The organism is Teichococcus oryzae (assembly GCF_008386565.1).
Taxonomy (GTDB): Bacteria; Pseudomonadota; Alphaproteobacteria; order Acetobacterales; family Acetobacteraceae; genus Pseudoroseomonas; species Pseudoroseomonas oryzae.
This window is the reverse complement of record NZ_VUKA01000001.1, coordinates 738,868-759,582: the sequence shown is the minus strand read 5'-3', so window position 1 is coordinate 759,582 and position 20,715 is coordinate 738,868. Positions and strand designations below refer to the sequence as shown.

The following is a 20,715-nucleotide window of genomic DNA, read 5'->3' as shown; positions in this document are numbered from 1 at the left end:
TCGGCTAAAAGCCCCGCCACGGGCAAGGCGGAGACGCCGAACCGGTTGGGAAACTTCCCCGTTTGGGGGCGCATAGCTCAGTTGGTAGAGCAGCTGACTCTTAATCAGCGGGTCCTAGGTTCGAGCCCTAGTGCGCCCACCATTCCCACCTTCCCCCGACATCCGAAATCAAGTTCCCGGCGCCTCATTCCGCCGTGGCGCGTGCGATCAGCAGGTCCCACTCGGCGGCACTGATCAGGGCATCGGCCTTGGCCTGCGCCAGCGAGGAATAATGCCGATCCGGCTGGCCATCGAATTCCAGGGTGTAGGGCTGCTCGCGCCCAGTGCGCAGGCGCAGGCGGATGGGATAGCCGCTGAGGCACAAGGTCAGGTCGGAAGGCTTTTCGATCCAGTGATGGGCCATGTCACGCCTCTTGTGGCGGCCGCGCCTCGGCCGGGCCGCCATCGCATAAGAACACCACCGGCCATGCCACGATGCAAGCCTTGCCTGGGCCGCGCCGCGAGGCCCTGTTATGCGCGAAAGGCGGAGCGCCCCGGCGCCCCGCCCTTCACATCCATCCAGCCAGGCTTCGGCCTGCCTGGCTTCAGCCCGCCTGGGCCAGTTCCGGCGGCGCCGTGCGGCCGCGCTTGGCCAGCAGCTTGTTCAGCGCATGCACATAGGCGCGGGCCGAGGCGATGATGGTGTCGGTGTCGGCGCCCTGCCCGTCCACCAGCTTGCCATCCTCCTCCAGCCGCACCGTCACGCGCGCCTGGGCATCGGTGCCGCCGGTAACCGACTGCACGGCGAACAGCTTCAGCTCGGCCCGGTGCGGCACCACCTGCTGGATGGCGTTGAAGGTGGCATCCACGGCGCCATCGCCGCCGGCCACGGCATCGCATTGCTCGCCATCCACTTCCAGCGACAGGCTGGCGGCGGGGCGGGTGCCGAGGCCGGTGGCCACCGTCAGCGCCACCAGCTTCACCCGGTCCTTGATGCGCACCACCTCGTCATCGACCAGCGCGACGATGTCCTCGTCATAAACAACCTTCTTGCGGTCGGCGAGGTCCTTGAAGCGGCGGAAGGCGTCGTTCAGCTGGTTGTCGCCCAGGGTGTAGCCCAGCGTCGACAGCTTGTCGCGGAAGGCGGCGCGGCCGGAATGCTTGCCCAGCACCAGGGAGTTGGTGGTCCAGCCGACGCTTTCCGGCGTCATGATCTCGTAGGTGGCCTTGTCCTTCAGCACGCCATCCTGGTGGATGCCGGATTCATGCGCGAAGGCGTTGCGGCCGACGATCGCCTTGTTGGGCTGCACGTCGAAGCCGGTGATGGTGGCCAGCAGGCGACTGGTCTTCAGGATGTTCTGGGTGACGATGCCGGTGGTGAAGGGAATGGCGTCCTGGCGCGTGCGCAGCGCCATCGCCACCTCCTCCAGGCTGGCATTGCCGGCGCGCTCGCCGATGCCGTTGATGGTGGCCTCGACCTGCCGCGCCCCAGCCTGGATGGAGGCGATGGTGTTGGCCACCGCCAGGCCTAGGTCATCATGGTTGTGGGCGGAGAGGATCACGCCATCGGCGCCCGGCACCCGCTCCCGCAGCATGGTGAAGATGCGGTGCAGGTCGGCTGGCACGGCGTAGCCTACCGTGTCGGGGATGTTGATGGTGGTGGCGCCGGCGCGGATCGCCGCCTCGACGCAACGGCACAGGAAATCCGGATCGGTGCGGGAGCCGTCCTCGGCCGACCATTCCACATCCGCCACGTGGTTGCGGGCCAGGGTGACGGATTTGCTGATCGCCTCCAGCACCTCCTCGCGGCTCATCCGCAGCTTGACGCGCATGTGCAGGTCGGAGGTGGACAGGAAGGTGTGGATGCGCTGGCGGGCCGCGGGCTTCACCGCCTCGACGGCGCGCAGGATGTCACCGGGGGCGGAGCGGGACAGGCCGCACACCACGGGGCCGTCCTTGGCGAAGCGCTCGGAGATGGAGCGCACGCTCTCGAAATCGCCCTGGCTGGCGATCGGGAAGCCGGCCTCCATCACATCGACGCCCAGATCGGCCAGGGCATCGGCCATGCGCAGCTTTTCCTCCAGGTTCATGGAGAAGCCGGGCGATTGCTCGCCATCGCGCAGGGTGGTGTCGAACACGATGACGCGCTGGTCGTCGATGGTGCCGAAGCTGGGGTGGTTCAGGGCCATGGGGGCCGTCCTTGTTCGATTGCCGTTTGCCGAAAGCTGCGGGCGCGCTCCGCCCGGGTCACCCCCTGAGCGAAGCCGGCGCGCAGCCGGGCGTCACGCCCAGGGGCGGCTAAGTCGAAGAAGGAGCAGGCCGGACAGCGCGCGCGCCACAGTCCCGGTGAAACGACCGGTCAGCAGCGGAGTGGCGCGCGGGGTGGCGAACATGTTGCAACGATAGCAGCGCCCGCCGCCGATGCAAGCGCCTTGGGCGGCCGGGATCGTCATGAGGATTGGCCTGGCCAGGGCCGGCTCAGTCCAGCCGACCGTGCACCAGCGCCTGGATGAAGCCCAGCTTTCTCACCACCGCCGGCGACAGCACGAAGGGATAAAGGTCCGGCGTGCCCATGCAGCGGTTCAGGCTGTTCACCGCGACGGTCAGCGGCACCCAGGCTTCCATCAGTTCCTCAATGCTGGTGGAACGGTAGGCGTCGAAATCCACCTCCGTTGTCAGCTCGTCACGGCGATCGACGGCGGGGTCGATGCCGATGCCGAAGGCGCGGGCCATCTCCAGCGTGTCGATGATGTGCAGGTAATGCGCCCAGGTTTCGGCGAAATCCTCCCAGGGATGGGCCGTGGCATAGGTGGACACGAAGCCCTCCTGCCAATCGGCCGGCGGCCCTTCCTTGTAGTGGCGTTGCAGGGCGTCACCGTAATCCTGGCTGTCATCGCCGAACACGGCGCGGCACTGCTCCAGCCTGCCGCCATCGCGCACCAGCCTGTCCCAGAAATAATGGCCAGATTCATGGCGGAAATGGCCGAGCAGGGTACGGTAGGGCTCGCCCATCGCTTCCCGCCGGCGGGTGCGCTCGGCATCATCGGCTTCCACCAGGGCCAGGGTGATCAGGCCGTTGTCATGGCCGGTCATGACCTTCTGCGTGGCATCCGGCGCATCGGCCAGGAAGTCGAAGGCCAGCCCGTTCTCCGCGTCCTCCACCCGGTTCGGGAGCGGCAGGCCCAGCCGGATGAAGGCGTAGAAGGCGCGGCGCTTGGCCACCTCGATCTTGCGCCAGCGCTCCAGGTTCCGCGTGTCGGACAGATCGGGGATGGTGCGGTTGTGGCGGCAGGCCAGGCAGAATTGTTCCGCCGTGTCGTCCGGCAGCATCCAGTTGCAGGCTTCGTGCTGGGCATTGGTGCAGAAGCGGTAGGAGCGTTCGGGATCGGCCCGGGGCCGCCAGATCTGAGGCGCCGCCCGGGCGCCGACCTCCGGCTGGCCAGCCTCCTCGGCCCCGCTGGTCTGTTCCTGCACCGCCCGGTCCGATCCTATCTCGCCCGAGGCGGAAACCACCCCCGCCTCGCCGGCCGCCGGATCCAGCGCGCTCAGCCGGTTCTTGTTGGGCAGATAGCCCAGCGTGGCGCCGCAACGCATGCATTGCGTGTTCTCGAAATACAGGAGCTGGCCACAAACCTCGCAACTGAACAGGCGCATCATCCACTTCCCTTGCCGGCTCCGGCGATGCAATGCGGGGCGGCGCCCCAGGTTTCGGGGGCCGCGGGGCCACGGCCGCGATGCCGTGCTTGACGCCCCTCCCCGCCGGCCAGCAGGCTGGCGCCATGCCAGCCCCTTCCCTGAACCGCCGCGCCAGCCTGGGCGCCCTGTTGGGCGCGGCCGGCGCCCTCGCCACGCCCCGCCTCGGCCATGGCCAGGCGGCCCGCTCGCTGCGCTTCGTGCCGCAGGCCGACCTGACCATCCTGGACCCGGTCTGGACCCCCGGCATCGTCACCCGCAACCACGGGCTGATGGTGTTCGACACGCTCTACGGCGTTGACACGGATTTGCGCCCGCAGCCGCAGATGGCCGCCGGCCATGAGGTGGAGGATGGCGGCCGCCGCTGGACCATCACGCTGCGCCCCGGCCTCCGTTTCCACGATGGGGAGCCGGTGCGGGCGCGCGACGCGGTGGCCAGCATCCGCCGCTGGGGCCAGCGCGACACCTTCGGCATCGCCCTGATGGCGATGTGCGACGAGATCGCGGCGCCGGACGATGCGCGGCTGGTGTTCCGCCTGAAGCGCCCCTTCGCCATGCTGCCGGACGCGCTGGGCAAGCCCGGCACCATGAACGCCTTCATCATGCCCGAGCGCCTGGCCCTGACCGATCCCGGCACGCAGGTGACGGAGATGGTGGGCAGCGGCCCCTACCGCTTCCTGGCCGACGAGCATGTGGTCGGCGCGCGCACCGCGTATCGCCGCTTCGAGGGCTATCTTCCGCGCCAAAGCGGAACCCCCAGCCTGCTGGCCGGGCCCAAGGTGGCGCATTTCGAGCGCGTCGAATGGGTCTCCCTCCCCGATCCCGCCACCGCCGCCGCCGCGCTGCAACAGGGCGAGGTGGATTGGTGGGAACAGCCGCCCGCCGACCTGGCTGAGGCGTTGCGCCGCAACCGCAACATCCGGCAGGAGGTGCTGGACACGGCCGGCTCCCCGGCCTTCCTGCGCTTCAACCAGCTTTACCCGCCCTTCGACCGGCCGGCGATGCGCCGCGCTCTGCTCGGCACCATTTCCCAGGCCGATTTCATGCAGACCGTGGCGGGCACGGACCGCGCGCTCTGGCGCGACGACCTGGGCTATTTCCTGCCCGGCACGCCGATGGCGAGCGACGAGGGCATGTCCGCCCTCACCGGCCCGCGCGACCTCGATGCGGTGAAGCGCGCCCTCGCGGAGGCGGGATATCGCGGCGAGCGCATCATCCACCTCCAGCCGACCGACTACCCTTCAGTTAGCGCGCTGAACCTCGTGGCGGCCGACGTGATGCGCCGCTGCGGCATGAACGTGGAATTGCAGGCCATGGATTTCGGCAGCTTCATCCGCCGCATCGCCAACCAGGAAGCGCCCGAGCGGGGCGGCTGGAACTCGGTCTGCGTCAGCACGGCGGGGGCGAGCTGGGTGAATCCGGCGGCGCACAATTACCTGCGGGGCAATGGCCGCCGCTCCATCGTCGGCTGGCCGACCAGCGAGCGGCTGGAAGCCCTGCGCGACCGCTGGTTCGACACCCCGCCCGAGGGCCAGGCGGCGCTGGGACGGGAGATGCAGGCCGCCGCCTTCGAGGATGTGCCCTTCATCCCCGTGGGCCTGTTCCACCAGAACACGGCCTATCGGAGCGACCTCAGCGGCATGGTGAAGGGTGCACCGGTGTTCTGGAACATCCGCCGCGGCTGAAAACGAAAACGGCGCACCGGCCGGGGCCGTGCGCCGCAGGCAGCATGGCGGGGCCGGATCGCCGGCCCCGGCCCGCCTCAGTTCTTGGCCTTGTCGACCAGCGCGCCCTTGGTGATCCAGGGCATCATGCCGCGCAGCTTGGTGCCGACTTCTTCGATGGAATGCTCGGCCAGGCGGCGGCGGGTCGCCTTGAAGGAGGCCTGGTTGACCTTGTTCTCCAGCATCCAGTCGCGGGTGAACTTGCCGGACTGGATGTCGTTCAGGACGCGCTTCATCTCGGCCTTGGTTTCGGCGGTGATGATGCGGGGGCCGGTCACGTACTCGCCATACTCCGCGGTGTTGGAGATGGAGTAGTTCATGTTGGCGATGCCGCCCTCATAGATGAGGTCGACGATCAGCTTCACTTCGTGCAGGCACTCGAAATACGCCATCTCGGGGGCGTAGCCGGCTTCCACCAGCGTCTCGTAGCCCGCCTTGATCAGCTCCACGAGGCCACCGCAGAGGACGACCTGCTCGCCGAACAGGTCGGTCTCGCATTCTTCCTTGAAGGTGGTCTCGATGATGCCCGAGCGGCCGCCGCCGACGGCGGAGGCGTAGGAGAGCGCGATCTCCAGCGCATTGCCCGAGGGGTTCTGGTGCACGGCCACGAGGCAGGGCACGCCGCCGCCCTTCTGGTACTCGCCGCGCACGGTGTGGCCGGGGCCCTTCGGCGCGATCATGAAGACGTCGATATCGGCGCGCGGCTCGATCAGGTTGAAGTGCACGTTCAGGCCGTGCGCGAAGGCGAGCGCGGCGCCTTCCTTCATGTTGTCGTGGAGGTGGTCGCGATACAGGTCGCCCTGGCCCTCGTCCGGGGTCAGCACCATCACCAGGTCGGCCCACTTCGCCGCCTCGGCCGGGGAAAGCACCTTGAAGCCGGCGGCCTCGGCCTTCTTGGCGGAACCGCCCGGACGCAGCCCGATGACGACATCCGTCACGCCGGAATCCCGCATGTTCATGGCATGGGCATGGCCCTGGCTGCCGAAGCCGATCACGGCGACCTTCTTCGCCTTGACCAGGTTCACATCGGCATCACGGTCGTAATAGACGCGCATCGTCAGCGCTCTCCCTTTGGGTTCAGTTCGATTTCGCGCAAGGAGCGCCGCCCCTTCCGCTTTTGCCCACCAGAAACACCGGGTCCCGGCATTGTCCAGGGGCGTTGTCCAGGGGCGGTGCCCCTGGCCGTCCTCAAAGCGCCTTGGTGCCCCGCGCGATCGACACCACGCCGGTGCGCGACACTTCCACGAGGCCGATCGGCCGCATCAGGTTGATGAAGGCGTCCAGCTTCTCGCCGCTGCCGGTCATCTCGAACACGAAGCTTTCGGTGGTGGCATCCACGACGCGGGCGCGGAAGGCGTCGGCCAGCCGCAGCGCCTCCTGCCGGGCGGAGCCGGAGCCGGCCACCTTGATCAGCGCCAGCTCCCGGTTCAGGTGGGGCCCTTCCAGCGTCAGGTCCGCCACCTTGTGCACCGGCACCAGACGGTCGAGCTGCGCCTTGATCTGCTCGATCACCATCTCCGTGCCGGAGGTGACGACGGTGATGCGGGACAGCTTCCCTTCCGCATCCACCGGCGCCACGGTCAGGCTGTCGATGTTGTAGCCACGGCCGGAGAACAGCCCGATCACGCGGGCCAGCACGCCGGATTCGTTTTCCACCAGCACCGCGATGGTGGCGGCGCGGAAGGAGTTGTCGGTGGGGTCGGGCATCAGACCAGCGCGGTCCCTTCATCGGTCACGCCGGCGCCGGCGGCGATCTGGCCGGGGGCGAGCAGCATCTCGTTATGCGCGGCGCCCGAGGGGATCATCGGGAACACGTTTTCCTTTTCGTCCACCGCGACATCGACGATGACGGGGCGGTCGATGGCGATCATCTCGCGGATTACGCGGTCGAGGTCATCCGTGCTCTCGGCCCGCATGCCGACGCCGTGGAAGCTTTCCGCCAGCTTGACGAAATCCGGCAGCGCCTCGGAATAGCTTTCCGAGTAGCGGCCGCCATGCAGCAATTCCTGCCACTGCCGCACCATGCCCATATACTGGTTGTTCAGGATGAACACCTTCACCGGCAGGCGGTACTGCGCCACCGTGGACATTTCCTGGATGTTCATCAGGATCGAGGCCTCGCCGGCGATGTCGATCACCAGCGCGTCCGGATGCGCCACCTGCACGCCCATGGCGGCCGGCAGGCCATAACCCATGGTGCCGAGCCCGCCCGAGGTCATCCAGCGGTTCGGCTTCTCGAAGCCGAAATACTGCGCGGCCCACATCTGGTGCTGGCCGACCTCGGTGGTGATGAAGGTTTCGCGCCCGCTTTCCTTGGTCAGCTCATAGAGCCGCTTCACCGCATGCTGCGGCTTGATGATCTTGCTGTCCTGCACATAGGCCAGGCAGTTCTTGCCGCGCCATTCGTCGATCTGGCGCCACCACTCGGCCAGGGACGGCCGGTCCTGCTTCGCCTCATCTGCGTCCCAGGCCGCGATCAGCGCGCGCAGCACGGCGGCGGCGTCGCCGACGATGGGCACCTCGACCTTGACGTTCTTGTTGATCGAGGACGGGTCGATATCGGCGTGGATCTTCACCGAATTTGGCGCGAAGGCGTTCAGCCGTCCCGTCACCCGGTCGTCGAAGCGGGCGCCGATGTTGAACATCACGTCGCAGCCATGCATGGCGAGGTTGGCCTCGACCGTGCCGTGCATGCCCAGCATGCCCAGGAATTGCGGATCGGAGGACGGATAGGCGCCAAGGCCCATCAGCGTGTTGGTGCAGGGCAGCCCGGCCATGCGCACGAACTTCGTCAGCAGCGCGGAAGCCTCGGGCCCGGCATTGATCACGCCGCCGCCGGCATAGACAACCGGGCGCTTCGCTTCCTTCAGCAGTCGCACCGCCTTGCGGATCTGCACCGCGTCCGGCTCGGTCTGCGGGCGGTAGGAGCGGTGCTCCTGCGATGGCGGCGGGGTGTATTGCCCCTTGCCGATCAGGATGTCCTTCGGCAGGTCGATCACCACCGGGCCGGGGCGGCCGGAGCGCGCCACGTAGAACGCCTCGTGCACCGTGCTGGCCAGCTTGTCCATCTGCTTGACCAGGTAGTTGTGCTTGGTCGCGGGCCGGGTGATGCCGGTGGTGTCGGCTTCCTGGAAGGCATCGTTGCCAATCAGGTGCGTCGGCACCTGCCCGGTCAGGCAGACGATGGGGATGCTGTCCAGCAGCGCGTCCACCAGCCCGGTCACGGCGTTGGTGGCGCCGGGGCCGGAGGTCACCAGCACGCAGCCCACCTTGCCGGTGGAGCGCGCATAACCCTCGGCGGCATGCACCGCCGCCTGCTCATGCCGCACCAGGATGTGGCGGATGGCGTTCTGGTTGAAGATGGCGTCGTAGATCGGCAGCACGGCGCCGCCCGGATAGCCGAAGATGACCTCTACGCCCTGTTCCTTCAGCGCGCGCAGGACGATCTCGGCACCCGTCATGGACTGGGTCTCGGATGCGGCGGGAAGGGTGGCGGAGGACATTGATGCTGGCTTTCCTGCGGTTGCGGGATGCGGCGCGGGGGTGTTGTGCTTGGCGGCCGGTCTGCTGCCGGAAGCGCCGGTCTAGTCGTCTGTTTCGGACCCGTCAACGCCGGAACGAACAAACGAGAAAATTTCAGCCCCCTCACTTTCTGAAAATTGCTCCAATCCCGCGATCCGCGCATGGATCGTATGCGTCAGGCTGGGGGCAGCCAGGGCGTGATGGCGGTACCAGGTGGCCTGGCGCTTGGTGTACTGGCCGATGGCGAGGCAGGCACGGCGCCCCGCCTCCTCCAGCCCAATGGCGCCGCGCTGCACGGCGCCCAGCTCGGGCACGCCATGCGCGCGCATGGCCGGCAAGGCCGGGTCGAGGCCGCGCGCCAGCAGCGCCCGCACCTCGGCCTCCGCGCCGGCGCGCAGCATGGCGGCCCAGCGCAGGCGGATCGCGTCGCGCAGCGCATCCCGCGGCGGGTCTAGCCGGATCGCCGCGAAGCGCCAGGGCCTTTCCCCCAGCCTTGCCGGGCCCGTGCCCCCTTCCTTGTGCCAGAAATCCATTCCCCGGCCGGTGCCGCGCCATACCTCCCAGGCGCGGGCGAGGCGCTGGCTGTCGGAAGGGCGCAGCCGGGCGGCGCTGGCCGGGTCCGCCGCCGCCAGCCGGGCATGCAGCGCGGCGGGGCCTTCCGCCGCCAGCAACCCTCGCGCTTCCTCCCTGGCCTCAGGGGGAATCGGCGGGATCTCCGTCAGCCCTTCGGTCAGGGACCGGAAATAAAGCCCGGTGCCGCCGCACAGGATGGGCAGCCGTCCCGCCGCGCGGGCCGCCTCCATCTCGGCCAGGGCCTGTTCCCGCCACCAGGCGACGCTGGCGGCCTCGGCCGGGTCGCGCACGCCGTAGAGCCGGTGCGGCAGGCATGCCATCTCGGCGGCGGAGGGCTGCGCGGTCAGCACCCGCAGGCCCGCATAAACCTGCATGCTGTCGGCATTGATCACCGTGCCGCCGAAATGCTCGGCGAGTCCCAGCGCCAGGGCGGACTTGCCGCTGGCGGTGGGACCGGCGATCAGCAGGGCAAATGGTTGATCGCTCATGCGTCACCGGGCATGGTCCGCGCGCCATGCAGCATGTGCTCACCCTGATCGCTCCGCCCGGCGGCCTGCCAGCCACCCTCCCCGCGCGCATCCATGATGCGCTCACCCCCCTTGGCGCCAATGCCGCCGCGCCGGACTGGCTGTCGGAGGGCGAGGCGGTGGACCTGCCCTTCAACGGCCTGGCCCCCGAGCAGGCCGAGGCGGCCGCCCGGCTGGCGCTGGACGGCGCCGCGGTGGACGTCATCGCCCAATCTTCGGAAGGCCGGCGCAAGAAGCTGCTGATCGCCGACATGGACAGCACCATCGTCACCAGCGAAACGCTGGATGAGCTGGCCGCCTTTGCCGGGCTGAAGGACCGCGTGGCCGAGATCACCCGCCGCTCGATGAATGGCGAGATCGACTTCGCCACGGCGCTGCGCGAGCGCGTCGCCATGCTGAAGGGCCTCGATGTCTCGGCGCTGGAGGAAACCTGGAAGGACGTGCGGCTGACGCCGGGGGCGGAAGCGCTGGTGCGCACCATGACGGCCAACGGGGCGCATTGCGCCCTCGCCTCGGGCGGGTTCACCTGGTTCACCGGGCGCGTCGCGCGATGGGCCGGCTTCACCAGCCACCACGCCAACATCCTGGAAGATGACGGCCAGCGGCTGACCGGCACGGTGGCCGAGCCGATCTTCGACCGCGACAGCAAGCTCGCCACGCTGAAGCGCCTTTGCGCCGAGCTGAGGCTGACGCTGGCGGACAGCCTCGCCGTGGGGGACGGCGCCAACGACCTGGCGATGATCGGCGCTGCCGGGCTGGGTGTCGCCTACCATGCCAAGCCCGTGGTGGCGGCCTCGGCGCGGGTTCGTGTGGATCATACGGATCTGCGGGCCCTGCTTTTCGCACAAGGGTATCGCGCGGCGGAGTTCGTCGCGTAAAGGCCGCGCGGCGCCCTTCCGGGGCGGCCTGTCCGGAAGGAACGCGGGCCCGACCATGAAAAAAGGGCCGCAAGGGATGCGGCCCTGTTGCCGGAGAGCCCGGCGCCCCCAGGGGCAGCGCCCCCGGGGATATTTCTTCCGGCCTGTCAGCCCGGGCTGCCGCCGCCGCCCTCGGGCGCCAGGCGCAGCGGCACGAAGCGCTGGCCCTGCCCGGTTTCGATCAACAGCAGCGCCGAGGGGCGGTTCTGCCGGCGCAGCCGGGCCAGCTGCTCCTGCACCTCCTGCGGGGTGGAAACGCGGTTCTGCTGCACCTCCACGATCAGGTCCCCGGCGGACAGGCCACGCTCGGCGGCGGAGCTGCCGGGGGCGACCTCGGTCACGACCACCCCACGCGCATCTTCCTTGAGGCTGAAGCGCTCGCGCGTTTCCGGCGACACCGGCGCCACCTTCAGGCCGAGGCCGGAAAGCTCCAGCGCGGCGCCGGGACGCGGCTGTTCCGGCGCCCCGCCCGCCGCCTGCTGCTCGGCCGGCAGTTCCGCCACGGTCAACTCCAGCGTCTGCTCGCGGCCGTCGCGCCACACCACCACCGGCGCCTTGGTGCCGACCGGCGTTTCGGCGACCACCCGCGGCAACTGCCGCATCTCGCGCACGTCATGCCCGTTGAAACGCAGGATCACATCGCCATTCTGGATGCCGCCCTGCGCCGCCGGGCCGCCTTCCTGCGCCCGGGCCACCAGCGCGCCGCGCCCGCCACCCTGCAGGCCGAGGCTTTCGGCGATCTCGTCCGTCACCTGCTGGATGTTCACGCCCAGCCAGCCGCGCCGCACCTTTCCGCCATCCTGCAGCTGCGCGACGACGTTCTTGGCCAGGTTGGACGGAATGGCGAAGCCGATGCCGATCGAGCCGCCGGAGGGCGAGACGATGGCGGTGTTGATGCCGATCACCTCGCCCTGGACGTTGAACAGCGGGCCGCCGGAATTGCCGCGGTTGATGGCCGCATCCGTCTGGATGAAGTCGTCATACGGCCCGGCATTGATGTTGCGGCCGCGCGCCGACACGATGCCGGAGGTGACGCTGCCGCCGAAACCCAGCGGGTTGCCGATGGCCAGCACCCAGTCGCCCACCTCGGCGCGGTCGGAATCGCCGAAGGCCACGGTGGGCAGCGGCTTTTCCGACTTCACGCGCAGCACGGCGAGGTCGGTGCGCTGGTCGGTGCCAATCAGCTCGGCCTTCAGCGTGGTGTTGTCCTGCAGCACCACGTTGATCTCGTCGGCGCCGTCGATGACGTGGTTGTTGGTCACCACGATGCCGGAAGCGTCGATGATGAAGCCGGAGCCCTGGCTCTGCTGGCGGCGCTGCGGCTGGCCAGGGCGCATCCCGGGCGGGCGGTTGCGCTCAAAGAAGTCGCGGAACAACTCCTCGAACGGGCTGCCCGGGGGCGCCTGCGGCATTTCCGGCGCATCGGGCCGGTTGCCGCGCGCCTGCAATGTCTGGTTGGTCTGGATGTTGACCACCGAGGGTAGCAGGCGGCGCGCCAGCGGCGCGAAGCTTTCCGGCGTGGCGGCGGAGGGCGCGGGGGCCACGGGCGTGGGAGCCGATGGCGCGGGAGCCGGCTGCGGCTGGGCCATGGCCAGTTGCGGCAGGGTCAGCGGCGCCGTGGCGACGGTGGCGGACAGGATCAGGGTGGCGAGACGCATCGGCAAACCTCGCTGACGGGACGGGACCCGGGCAAGGCCCGGGCATCGGAAATGGGGCGGAACATGCCAGGGCGGAAGGGGCATCCGCCCTGGCCGGCGGCGCATTGATTGTTACACAATGAAGCGCGGGCGGCCCGGGACAGGCCGCGGGAATGCGCCGGCATCAGCCGCGCACAAGGAAGGTGGCCAGCGCGATACCGGTCACGGCCACGCCGAGCCCGACCAGCCGCAGCCGTTCCGGCGCCACGGCGCTGATGCCGGCCAGGGCGCGGCGCATGGCATCCGGAAAGGCGGCGTAAAGCAGCCCTTCCAGCGCCATCACCACCGCCACCCCGGCCAGCAATTGCAGCCCGGTCACGCCAGGCGCCTCACGGGGCTGGCGCCGCCATGGGCGCGGGCGCGGCGGACGGCGCCGCCTCTCCATCCGGCAGGGCCTGCCGGAAGTAGCGGAAGAACTCCGAGCTCGGCGTCAGGATCAGCCGCGTCTCGCCCTCGGAGAAGGCCTCGCGATAGGCCTGCATGGAGCGGTAGAAGCGCCAGAAATCCCGGTCGCCCTGCGCCGCCTCGGCGAAGATGCGGATCGCCTCCTGGTCGCCCTGGCCGCGCAGCGTGTCCGCCTGGGCCTGGCTTTCGGCCAGCAGAACGGTGCGCTCGCGCTCGGCGCCCGCACGAATGCGGGCCGCGACCTCGGCGCCTTCGGCGCGGGCCTCGCGCGCGACACGCTCGCGCTCGGACTGCATGCGCCGCAGGATGGCCTGGGTGTTCTCTTCCGGCAGGTCGGCGCGGCGGACCCGCACATCCTGCACCTCGACACCGAAGCGCCGGGCCTCGGCGTTCACCTGGCGCTGGATCTCGTTCATGATCCGCGCCCGGTCGGAGGACAGCACTGCCAGCAACGGCTCATTGCCGAGCACGCGGCGCAGCGCCGACGCGACAATGGAGGAAAGGCGGCCACGGATGCCGGCTTCCTGCGCGCCCACCGTCTGGAAGAACAGCAGCGGATCGACGATGCGGAAGCGGGTGAAGCTGTCCATGATCAGCCGGCGCTGGTCGCTGAGGATCACCTCCTCGCCCGGCGCGTCATAATCCAGCAGGCGGCGGTCGAAGGAGATCACCGTCTGGATAAACGGGATCTTGGCGTGCAGCCCCGGGTCGTTGATGACGCGCACCGGCTCGCCGAACTGGGTCACCAGCACCTGTTCGGTCTGCTGCACGGTGAACAGGGAGGAAGCGGCGGCGAGCAGCGCCACGGCGGCGACGCCGCCCAGGATCAGGGCGCGGTTCATCGGCTGGCTCCGGTTTGCGGACGCCCGGCGGGCGCCGGCGGATCAAGCACGGCCGGGGGTGCCGGCGGCGCGCTGTCCAGCGGCGTCACGCGGCCGCCACGGCCATCCAGCGGCAGATACGGCACCACGCCCTGCAACTGGTCGTCGACCAGCAGCTTGGGGTTCCGGCGCAGGATATCCTCCATGGTTTCCATGTAGATGCGGCGCATGGTGACATCCTTGGCCACCTGATAGGCCGACAGGATGGAGGTGAAGCGGGACGCCTCACCGCGGGCGCGGGCAACCTGGCTTTCCTTGTAGCCCTCGGCCTCCTGCACCAGCCGCTGGCCTTCGCCGCGGGCGCGCGGGATGATCTCGTTGCGGTACGCCTCGGCCTCGTTGCGCAGGCGCTCGCGGTCGGCATTGGCGCGCTGCACGTCGCGGAAGGTGTCGATCACCTCGTTCGGCGGATCGACCTTCAGCAGCTGCACCTGGGTGACGTCGATGCCGGACTTGTACTGGTCCATGATGAACTGCACGCCGGTCCGCACCCGCGTTTCAATATCGGCGCGGGCCTCGGTCAGCGCCGGCTGGATCGGCGTCTGGCCGACCACCTCGCGCATCACGCTTTCGGCCGCCGACTTCACGGTCTGGTCGGGATTGCGGGTGTTGAACAGGTATTCGCCGGCATCGCGGATCTGCCAGAACACCGCGAAGTCGATGTCGATGATGTTCTCGTCGCCGGTCAGCATCAGGCTTTCCTCGACCACGTCGCGGGCCGGCACCGGGCGGGCCAGCGGCGCGTCGCCGGCGGCGCGGAAGCCGACATCGATGCGGTTGATGCGGGTGACGCGCGGCGTGGTCACGCTCTCCACCGGCCAGGGGATGCGGTAGTTCAGGCCCGATTGGGTGACGCGGTTGAAGGCGCCGAAGCGCATCACCACGCCCTGCTCGTCCGGCTCCACGCGGTAAATGCCACTGGCCGCCCAGACCACCACCAATGCCAGCGCACCGAGGCCGATCCACTTGCCGCTGCTGCGGCCACCGCCCGGGAGGATGCGGCGTAGCGCGTCCTGCGCCTGACGGATCGCTTCCTCCAGGTCGGGGCCGCCCTGACCCGGGCCACGCCCCCCGCCCGAGGGAGGCTGCCCCCAGGGTCCGCCGGGACGCGGGTTCCCCCATGGGCTCCCCCCTTGGCCGGATCCGCCACTATTGTTCCACGGCATCGGCTGGCTCTTCTCCCGTCATCTGTCGTGCAACCCGGCCAGAAGTGCTTGCGCGATGAAGGTGCATGCGCGACAGGGCCGGACCGCGAGGTCCATATGTCGCCCTGTCCGGGCCGGATGCAACGCGAGGCGGCGCATTCGACGGGGGCGTGGCCGATATTGTCCGCTTTCTGGGGGTTTTCAAGCGATGCCGGAACCGAAGGCTGAAGAAGCGCTGGCTGAAGCGGTGCGCAACGCGCTGCGCGCGGTGCGGCATCCCGGCACCGGGCAGGATGTCGTGGCGGCCGGCATGCTGCAGGGGCTGGCGGTGCGCGGCAGCCTGGTGCAGTTCGCCCTGGCCGTCCGGCGCGAGGAAGCGCGTGCGCTGGAGCCGCTGCGCGCCGCGGCCGAGGCCGCCGCGGGCGCCGTGCCCGGTGTCGCCTCCGCCACCTGCGTGCTGACGGCGCACCGGGAGGCACCGGCCGCGCCACCGCCGCCGCCCCAGCGCCAGGCCGGAATCCAGCCGCGCCATGGCGGCACCGGGCAGATCCCGCTGCCGCTGATCGATTCGGTGGTGGCGGTGGCCTCGGGCAAGGGCGGCGTCGGCAAGTCCACCACAGCGGTCAACCTCGCCGTCGCGCTGGCGCAATCCGGCCTGCGCGTCGGCCTGCTGGATGCCGACATCTATGGCCCTTCCCTGCCGCTGATGCTGGGCACCACCGAGCGCCCGAAGGCCGAGGGCGGCCGCATCCTGCCGCTGGAGCGGTGGGGCCTGAAGGCGATGTCGATCGGCTTCATGGTGGACAACGAAACGCCCATGGTGTGGCGCGGCCCGATGGTGATGGGGGCGCTGGAACAGATGCTGGGCCAGGTGGAATGGGGCCGGCTCGACATCCTGGTGATCGACATGCCGCCGGGCACCGGCGACGCGCAGCTCACCATCAGCCAGCGGGTCAAGATGGCGGGGGCGGTGATCGTCTCGACGCCGCAGGACGTGGCGCTGATCGACGCCCGGCGCGGCATCCGCATGTTCGAGAAGGTGAACGTGCCGGTGCTCGGGCTGATCGAGAACATGTCCTATTTCTGCTGCCCGAACTGCGGCCACACGGCGCATCCCTTCGGCCATGGCGGCGCGCGGGCCGAGGCCGAGCGGATGGGCGTGCCCTTCCTCGGCGAATTGCCGCTGCGGCTGGAGATCCGCGAATTGTCGGATGCCGGCACGCCCGTCGTGATGGCCCAGCCCGAGGGCGAGGCCGCGGGCCGCTACCGCGCGATCGCCGCGGCGCTGCGCCAGCGGCTCTGAGGCCCTCAGCCCCGGCCGCGCCCGTGGCGCGGGGCGGCGGCCGGGGCGGCGCGCGGCGCCGTGGCCCGGCCCAGGGCGAAGCCGCCCACCCCCACCAGCAGCAGCAGCGCGCCCAGGTCGCCCACCAGCGCATGCGCCAGCGGCACGCCGATCAGCAGCACCGCGACGCAGATCATCACGGCGAGCCAGCGGCGCCAGTGGAACCCGGCCAGCAGCGCCGCCGGGGCACGCATCAGCCCGGGGCCGCGCGCCCGCCGGGGCTTGGGCGCGGCGCGACGGGCGGGCGCCGGCTGGCGCGGGCTGCGGGCGGGGGCCGCCATGGCGAAGGCGGCCTCAGGCGTCGCGGCCGAGCTGCGCCATCAGCTCGCGCCATTCCCGCTTGGACAGGCCGCTGCCTTCCTGCGCCACCGCCTCCCCGGCCAGCATGCGGCGCAGCACATCCATCATCTGCGCCGACAGGGTCACGGCGCCGAGGCGGTAATCGCGGAAGGCTTCCGCCACCAGCGGCACCCAGGCCTCCAGGGAGCGCAGCATCGCCTCGGCGTAAACGCGGATCTCGTACTGGGCGTGGCTGTCGGCGCGCAGGCTCAGGAAATGCAGCAGGTTGTTGAGGTCGGTCTTCCAGTACCACTGGGTGTAGGCGTTCAGCGTCAGGTTCATGCGCGCCAGCTCCCGCGCGAGGCCCTGGCGGGACGGGTCCAGGATGTTGCCCGCCTCATCGGCGTTCAGCATCTCCTGGTAATGGTCGTAATTGGTCATGGCGTCCTGCCGCAGCAGCGACAACACGCGCGCCGCCTCCTCCCCCTGCAGCACCGCGCCGCGTCCCTGGCGGTTGTCGGAGGATTGCGCGGCCAGCTGCTCCGGCGCCGGCAGATAGAATTCCCGGTCCATGATCGAATAGCGGGCGGAATATTCGTTCACATTCGCCGTGCGGTGCCGGATCCATTGCCGCGCCACGAAGATCGGCAGCTTCACATGGTACTTGATCTCGCACATCTCGAACGGCGTCGAATGGCGGTGCCGCATCAGGTAGCGGATCAGGCCACGATCCTCGTTGGCAGCACGGGTGCCGCGGCCATAGGAGACGCGCGCCGCCTGCACCACGGCATTGTCGTCGCCCATGTAGTCCACCACCCGGATGAAGCCATGGTCGAGCACCGGCAGCGGCTCGAACAACATCGCTTCCAGCGCCGGCACGGTGGGGCGGCGGGTTTCGGAGCGCACGGCCTTCGCCTCGGCGAGTTCCTGGAGCTGGGCGTCGGTGAGGGCCATGAATCGGGTCTTCCTGGGCAGTGCATCGCATCAATCCGCCGGCCATGGCCGGATAGCGGGCCTCCGGCGAGGGTCGGCAGAAGGCGGTTTACCCAGGCGGAGCCGAGCCACCTAGAGGCAATGTGCATGGCAAGCACAGCAGCTCCGCTCCGGCGGTGAGGCAGCGCCTTCTGCGGATGATGAATTCTGCCGCTCGGCGGCGCGCCACCCCTCGCAATCCGCGGCGTGGCGGCTTATATCCCTCCTGCTCACCTTCGGGTGGCTATGGCGATAAACGGCATGTGGAATAAGCGTTGCGGACCCGGGGGCAGTGCCCGGCGTCTCCACCAGCTTCAGGCACCTGGGATCGTCGGGTGTGCTTCTGGGGACGAAACAGGCTCGACGCGCGTGGTAAAGCCATGTCTTTTGCCCGGCATTGTACCGCCGTTATCGGGCTATATCACAAGTGCCAACGATAACAGCCGCGAGGCTGTGGCGCTCGCTGCCTAACAATAGGTAAGCGCGGTCCGGGGGGAACCGGGCAACAGAATCCCCCCACCTTTCCTGGCACTCCACGATTTGTTTTCCGCCTGCATTCCGCCGCTCCTCATCATCCGGTATGGGGGTCGGGACGACGACAGGCCGGCTACCGGGGTGGAACGCATGACCGAGGAATCGAAGCAGGTCGAGAGCCTGCTGCCCTATGACCGCTGGACCGAGGACGCGATGCGCGAGGTCGCCCTCCGGGCGCTCGACCATGCCGGCGCGCATGGGCTGCCCGGGGAGCATCATTTCTACCTCACCTTCCGCACCGACTATCCGGGCATCTCCATCCCCAGCCATCTGAAGGCCCGCTATCCGGAGGAGATGACCATCGTCCTCCAGCACCAGTTCTGGGACCTGAAGGTGAACCGGGAAGCGGGCATCGTCAGCGCCGGCCTGTCCTTCGGCGGGGTGCCGGCGACGCTGGTGATCCCCATTGCGGCGCTGACCGCGTTCTGGGACCCGCATGTGCGGGTCGGGCTGCGCTTTCCCTCGTCCGAGCCCGCCGCGCCGGCCCAGGCCCCGGAGCCGAAGCCGGCACCGCCCATGGCCACCCAGTCAGCTCCTTCCGACGCTGCCGAGGCAGCGGAGGAGGAAGAAGGCCCGGCCCAGGTGGTCAGCCTCGACGCGTTCCGCCGCCGCCCGACACGCGACGGCGCCTGACCGCCTTCCTTTGTTGCCGCCGCCCTGAGGCGGCGGATGGACAAGGCGGAACTGGGCAAGGCGGAAATCAGCGCTTCAGGATCGAGCCGAGAATGCCGCGCACCAAGGCGCGGCCGATCTGCCCCCCGACCTGCGAGCCGACGCTGCGCGCCACCGATTTGGCCAGCGCACCGGCAGCGCTGTCCCGGCGGCCATTGCCACCGCCCAGGATCTCGCCCAGCAATCCCCTGCCCGAGGCTGGCTGCGGCGCCGCGGCCCGGCGGCCCGCGCGGCGCCGGGGCGCCTCGGCCTGGCCCCAATTGGGGGATGGCAGGCCGCCCCATGGGCCGGATGCGGGGCCAGATGAGGCCTCGCGGCTCCCACCCCAGGGATCGCCGCCGCGCACCGGGGCGGGGGCATCGCCCCAGGGGCTGTGCGGCGCGTCGGCCGCGGGCACCGTCGCCGTGCGGTCCCGCAGCATCTCGTAGGCGGAAGCGCGGTCCACAACCTCGTCGTACTTCCCGCGCAACGGGCTGGCGGCCAGGATCTCCGCCCGCTCCTCCGGCGTCACCACGCCCATGCGGGAACGCGGCGGGCGGATCTTGGTGCGCTGGACCTCGCCCGGGATGCCGCCCGGCTGGAGGCAGGAAACCAGCGCCTCGCCCACGCCCATGGTGGTGATCGCCTCCTGCGTGTCGAAGCCCTTGTTGGCGCGAAAGGTTTCGGCAGCGGCGCGCACCGCCTTCTGGTCGGCGGCGGTGAAGGCGCGCAGCGCGTGCTGCACCCGGTTGCCGAGCTGCCCCAGCACGCCGGCCGGCACGTCCAGCGGGTTCTGGGTGACGAAATACACCCCCACCCCCTTGGAGCGGATCAGCCGCACCACCTGCTCCACCTTTTCCAGCAGCGCCTTCGGCGCGCCGTCGAACAGCAGATGCGCCTCGTCGAAGAAGAACACCAGCTTCGGCCTGGCGAGGTCCCCGGCCTCCGGCAGTTCCTCGAATAATTCCGACAACAGCCAGAGCAGGAAGGTGGCGTAGAGGCGCGGCCGCTGCACCAGCTGGTCGGCGGCCAGCACGTTCACCGCGCCGCGCCCGTGCGGCGCCAGCAGCATCAGGTCCTCCAGCTCCAGCGCCGGCTCGCCGAAGAAATGCTCGGCGCCCTGCTGCTCCAGCGTCAGCAGGCGGCGCTGGATGGTGCCTACCGTCGCCTTGCTGACCTGGCCGTAATGCGCCGAAAGCTCAGAGGCACGCTCAGCCACATGCGCCAGGATCGCCCGCAGATCCTTGAAGTCGAGCAGCAGCAGGCCCTCATCGTCGGCCAGGGCGAAGGCGATGTTCAGAACGCCTTCCTGCGTCTCGTTCAACTCCAGCAGCCGGGCCAGCAGCAGCGGCCCCATCTCGGACACCGTGGCGCGGATCGGGTGGCCCTGCTGGCCGAACACGTCCCAGAACACCACCGGCGCCGCCTCGTAGCCGAACTCGGCCATGCCCGTGGCGGCGGCCCGCTGCTCGACCTTGGGGTTGGGCGCGCCCGGGCGGCCGATGCCGGACAGGTCGCCCTTGATGTCGGCGCAGAACACCGGCACCCCGGCGCGCGAGAACCCCTCGGCCAGGATCTGCAGGGTGATGGTCTTGCCGGTGCCGGTGGCGCCGGCCACCAGCCCGTGCCGGTTGGCGAGCGCCAGATGCAGCCATTGCGGCTCGCTCCCGGCCGCCCCGATCAGGATGCGCGAAGGATCGCCCGAGGCAGTCTGGCTCATGCGGCATGCTCCCTGGCCGGTGATGGGACGGCGTTGCGCCACCATGCAGCCATGGCGGGGGCCGGGCTGTCCAGTTTGGCTGTTCCGTTGGCGCGCCCCAGGCCTGCGGCCATTCCCCGTTGGAATGTGGGGCCGGCTGCGCTACCTCCACCGT

General features: G+C 69.7%; 18 protein-coding genes, 1 tRNA gene and 1 other RNA gene. 6 read left to right on the top strand and 14 right to left on the bottom strand.

Annotation, left to right across the window (positions count from 1 at the left end; genetic code table 11):
* The first annotated feature begins 66 nt into the window (after positions 1-66).
* A tRNA-Lys gene (locus tag F0Q34_RS03495) sits at positions 67-142 on the top strand.
* Between the two features lie 42 nt (positions 143-184).
* Here F0Q34_RS03495 and F0Q34_RS03490 read toward each other — a convergent pair.
* The 3 genes from F0Q34_RS03490 to F0Q34_RS03480 form a co-directional block, all read right to left on the bottom strand.
* Complete coding sequence (locus tag F0Q34_RS03490; RefSeq protein ID WP_149810720.1) at positions 185-403, bottom strand: hypothetical protein; 219 nt, start codon at positions 401-403, stop codon at positions 185-187.
* 181 nt (positions 404-584) lie between these two features.
* Positions 585-2,168: a 2-isopropylmalate synthase gene (locus F0Q34_RS03485; RefSeq protein WP_149810719.1), complete on the bottom strand. Its 1,584-nt coding sequence runs from the start codon at positions 2,166-2,168 to the stop codon at positions 585-587.
* A gap of 289 nt (positions 2,169-2,457) precedes the next feature.
* Positions 2,458-3,633 carry a zinc-binding metallopeptidase family protein gene (locus F0Q34_RS03480; RefSeq protein WP_149810718.1) on the bottom strand — a complete coding sequence of 392 codons (1,176 nt, stop codon included), beginning with the start codon at positions 3,631-3,633 and terminating at the stop codon, positions 2,458-2,460.
* Between the two features lie 125 nt (positions 3,634-3,758).
* Between F0Q34_RS03480 and F0Q34_RS03475 the strand changes: the two genes are divergently transcribed.
* The gene (locus F0Q34_RS03475; protein WP_149810717.1) at positions 3,759-5,357 is read left to right on the top strand and encodes an ABC transporter substrate-binding protein; all 1,599 of its coding nucleotides are present in this window, start codon (positions 3,759-3,761) and stop codon (positions 5,355-5,357) included.
* 77 nt (positions 5,358-5,434) lie between these two features.
* On the opposite strand, the gene ilvC is transcribed toward F0Q34_RS03475, so the two are convergent.
* The 4 genes from ilvC to miaA all read right to left on the bottom strand — a co-directional run bounded on the left by ilvC (position 5,435) and on the right by miaA (position 9,979).
* Positions 5,435-6,451, bottom strand: coding sequence for a ketol-acid reductoisomerase (gene ilvC / locus F0Q34_RS03470; protein WP_149810716.1), 1,017 nt, complete (start codon positions 6,449-6,451; stop codon positions 5,435-5,437).
* A gap of 133 nt (positions 6,452-6,584) precedes the next feature.
* Entirely contained in the window at positions 6,585-7,103 is a 519-nt protein-coding gene (ilvN, locus tag F0Q34_RS03465) for an acetolactate synthase small subunit (protein ID WP_149810715.1), read from the bottom strand.
* The gene (locus tag F0Q34_RS03460) at positions 7,103-8,899 is read right to left on the bottom strand and encodes an acetolactate synthase 3 large subunit (RefSeq protein ID WP_149810714.1); all 1,797 of its coding nucleotides are present in this window, start codon (positions 8,897-8,899) and stop codon (positions 7,103-7,105) included. Before F0Q34_RS03460 ends, ilvN begins: the two co-directional genes overlap by 1 nt.
* 81 nt (positions 8,900-8,980) lie before the next feature.
* Positions 8,981-9,979, bottom strand: coding sequence for a tRNA (adenosine(37)-N6)-dimethylallyltransferase MiaA (miaA, locus tag F0Q34_RS03455; RefSeq protein ID WP_149810713.1), 999 nt, complete (start codon positions 9,977-9,979; stop codon positions 8,981-8,983).
* A gap of 26 nt (positions 9,980-10,005) precedes the next feature.
* On the opposite strand from miaA, the gene serB reads away from it, so the two are divergent.
* Complete coding sequence (gene serB, locus F0Q34_RS03450; RefSeq protein WP_149811250.1) at positions 10,006-10,896, top strand: phosphoserine phosphatase SerB; 891 nt, start codon at positions 10,006-10,008, stop codon at positions 10,894-10,896.
* Positions 10,897-11,042: 146 nt separating this feature from the next.
* Here serB and F0Q34_RS03445 read toward each other — a convergent pair whose 3' ends face one another.
* The 4 genes from F0Q34_RS03445 to hflK form a co-directional block, all read right to left on the bottom strand.
* Positions 11,043-12,593, bottom strand: coding sequence for a DegQ family serine endoprotease (locus F0Q34_RS03445; protein WP_149810712.1), 1,551 nt, complete (start codon positions 12,591-12,593; stop codon positions 11,043-11,045).
* 163 nt (positions 12,594-12,756) lie between these two features.
* The gene (locus F0Q34_RS03440; protein ID WP_174241970.1) at positions 12,757-12,951 is read right to left on the bottom strand and encodes a DUF2065 domain-containing protein; all 195 of its coding nucleotides are present in this window, start codon (positions 12,949-12,951) and stop codon (positions 12,757-12,759) included.
* 10 nt (positions 12,952-12,961) lie between these two features.
* Positions 12,962-13,879 carry a protease modulator HflC gene (gene hflC, locus F0Q34_RS03435; RefSeq protein WP_149810710.1) on the bottom strand — a complete coding sequence of 306 codons (918 nt, stop codon included), beginning with the start codon at positions 13,877-13,879 and terminating at the stop codon, positions 12,962-12,964.
* On the bottom strand, positions 13,876-15,084 hold the full coding sequence (gene hflK / locus F0Q34_RS03430; protein WP_149810709.1) for an FtsH protease activity modulator HflK: 1,209 nt from the start codon (positions 15,082-15,084) through the stop codon (positions 13,876-13,878). Before hflK ends, hflC begins: the two co-directional genes overlap by 4 nt.
* 187 nt (positions 15,085-15,271) lie before the next feature.
* Between hflK and F0Q34_RS03425 the strand changes: the two genes are divergently transcribed.
* Complete coding sequence (locus tag F0Q34_RS03425; protein ID WP_149810708.1) at positions 15,272-16,366, top strand: Mrp/NBP35 family ATP-binding protein; 1,095 nt, start codon at positions 15,272-15,274, stop codon at positions 16,364-16,366.
* 5 nt (positions 16,367-16,371) lie between these two features.
* Here F0Q34_RS03425 and F0Q34_RS03420 read toward each other — a convergent pair whose 3' ends face one another.
* Together F0Q34_RS03420 and thyX are read right to left on the bottom strand one after the other, a co-directional pair.
* Complete coding sequence (locus F0Q34_RS03420; protein ID WP_149810707.1) at positions 16,372-16,686, bottom strand: hypothetical protein; 315 nt, start codon at positions 16,684-16,686, stop codon at positions 16,372-16,374.
* A gap of 13 nt (positions 16,687-16,699) precedes the next feature.
* Positions 16,700-17,638: an FAD-dependent thymidylate synthase gene (gene thyX, locus F0Q34_RS03415; protein WP_149810706.1), complete on the bottom strand. Its 939-nt coding sequence runs from the start codon at positions 17,636-17,638 to the stop codon at positions 16,700-16,702.
* Between the two features lie 207 nt (positions 17,639-17,845).
* Between thyX and ssrA the strand changes: the two genes are divergently transcribed.
* Positions 17,846-18,177, top strand: a transfer-messenger RNA (tmRNA) gene (gene ssrA, locus F0Q34_RS03410).
* Between the two features lie 103 nt (positions 18,178-18,280).
* Positions 18,281-18,823: an SspB family protein gene (locus F0Q34_RS03405; protein WP_149810705.1), complete on the top strand. Its 543-nt coding sequence runs from the start codon at positions 18,281-18,283 to the stop codon at positions 18,821-18,823.
* A 67-nt stretch (positions 18,824-18,890) separates the two neighbouring features.
* Here F0Q34_RS03405 and F0Q34_RS03400 read toward each other — a convergent pair whose 3' ends face one another.
* On the bottom strand, positions 18,891-20,561 hold the full coding sequence (locus tag F0Q34_RS03400) for a helicase HerA-like domain-containing protein (protein ID WP_149810704.1): 1,671 nt from the start codon (positions 20,559-20,561) through the stop codon (positions 18,891-18,893).
* Positions 20,562-20,715: the final 154 nt, after the last annotated feature.

What these genes read in the sequence shown, in the direction of transcription:
- F0Q34_RS03475 (WP_149810717.1), top strand. Translation starts at nt 3,759, where the DNA reads ATGCCAGCCCCTTCCCTGAACCGCCGCGCCAGCCTGGGCGCCCTGTTG.
- ilvC (WP_149810716.1), bottom strand. Translation starts at nt 6,451, where the DNA reads ATGCGCGTCTATTACGACCGTGATGCCGATGTGAACCTGGTCAAGGCG.
- ilvN (WP_149810715.1), bottom strand. Translation starts at nt 7,103, where the DNA reads ATGCCCGACCCCACCGACAACTCCTTCCGCGCCGCCACCATCGCGGTG.
- F0Q34_RS03405 (WP_149810705.1), top strand. Translation starts at nt 18,281, where the DNA reads ATGACCGAGGAATCGAAGCAGGTCGAGAGCCTGCTGCCCTATGACCGC.
- F0Q34_RS03400 (WP_149810704.1), bottom strand. Translation starts at nt 20,561, where the DNA reads ATGAGCCAGACTGCCTCGGGCGATCCTTCGCGCATCCTGATCGGGGCG.
- miaA (WP_149810713.1), bottom strand. Translation starts at nt 9,979, where the DNA reads ATGAGCGATCAACCATTTGCCCTGCTGATCGCCGGTCCCACCGCCAGC.
- hflC (WP_149810710.1), bottom strand. Translation starts at nt 13,879, where the DNA reads ATGAACCGCGCCCTGATCCTGGGCGGCGTCGCCGCCGTGGCGCTGCTC.
- F0Q34_RS03445 (WP_149810712.1), bottom strand. Translation starts at nt 12,593, where the DNA reads ATGCGTCTCGCCACCCTGATCCTGTCCGCCACCGTCGCCACGGCGCCG.
- F0Q34_RS03480 (WP_149810718.1), bottom strand. Translation starts at nt 3,633, where the DNA reads ATGCGCCTGTTCAGTTGCGAGGTTTGTGGCCAGCTCCTGTATTTCGAG.
- thyX (WP_149810706.1), bottom strand. Translation starts at nt 17,638, where the DNA reads ATGGCCCTCACCGACGCCCAGCTCCAGGAACTCGCCGAGGCGAAGGCC.
- F0Q34_RS03420 (WP_149810707.1), bottom strand. Translation starts at nt 16,686, where the DNA reads ATGGCGGCCCCCGCCCGCAGCCCGCGCCAGCCGGCGCCCGCCCGTCGC.
- F0Q34_RS03490 (WP_149810720.1), bottom strand. Translation starts at nt 403, where the DNA reads ATGGCCCATCACTGGATCGAAAAGCCTTCCGACCTGACCTTGTGCCTC.
- hflK (WP_149810709.1), bottom strand. Translation starts at nt 15,084, where the DNA reads ATGCCGTGGAACAATAGTGGCGGATCCGGCCAAGGGGGGAGCCCATGG.
- F0Q34_RS03460 (WP_149810714.1), bottom strand. Translation starts at nt 8,899, where the DNA reads ATGTCCTCCGCCACCCTTCCCGCCGCATCCGAGACCCAGTCCATGACG.
- serB (WP_149811250.1), top strand. Translation starts at nt 10,006, where the DNA reads ATGCAGCATGTGCTCACCCTGATCGCTCCGCCCGGCGGCCTGCCAGCC.
- F0Q34_RS03425 (WP_149810708.1), top strand. Translation starts at nt 15,272, where the DNA reads ATGCCGGAACCGAAGGCTGAAGAAGCGCTGGCTGAAGCGGTGCGCAAC.
- F0Q34_RS03485 (WP_149810719.1), bottom strand. Translation starts at nt 2,168, where the DNA reads ATGGCCCTGAACCACCCCAGCTTCGGCACCATCGACGACCAGCGCGTC.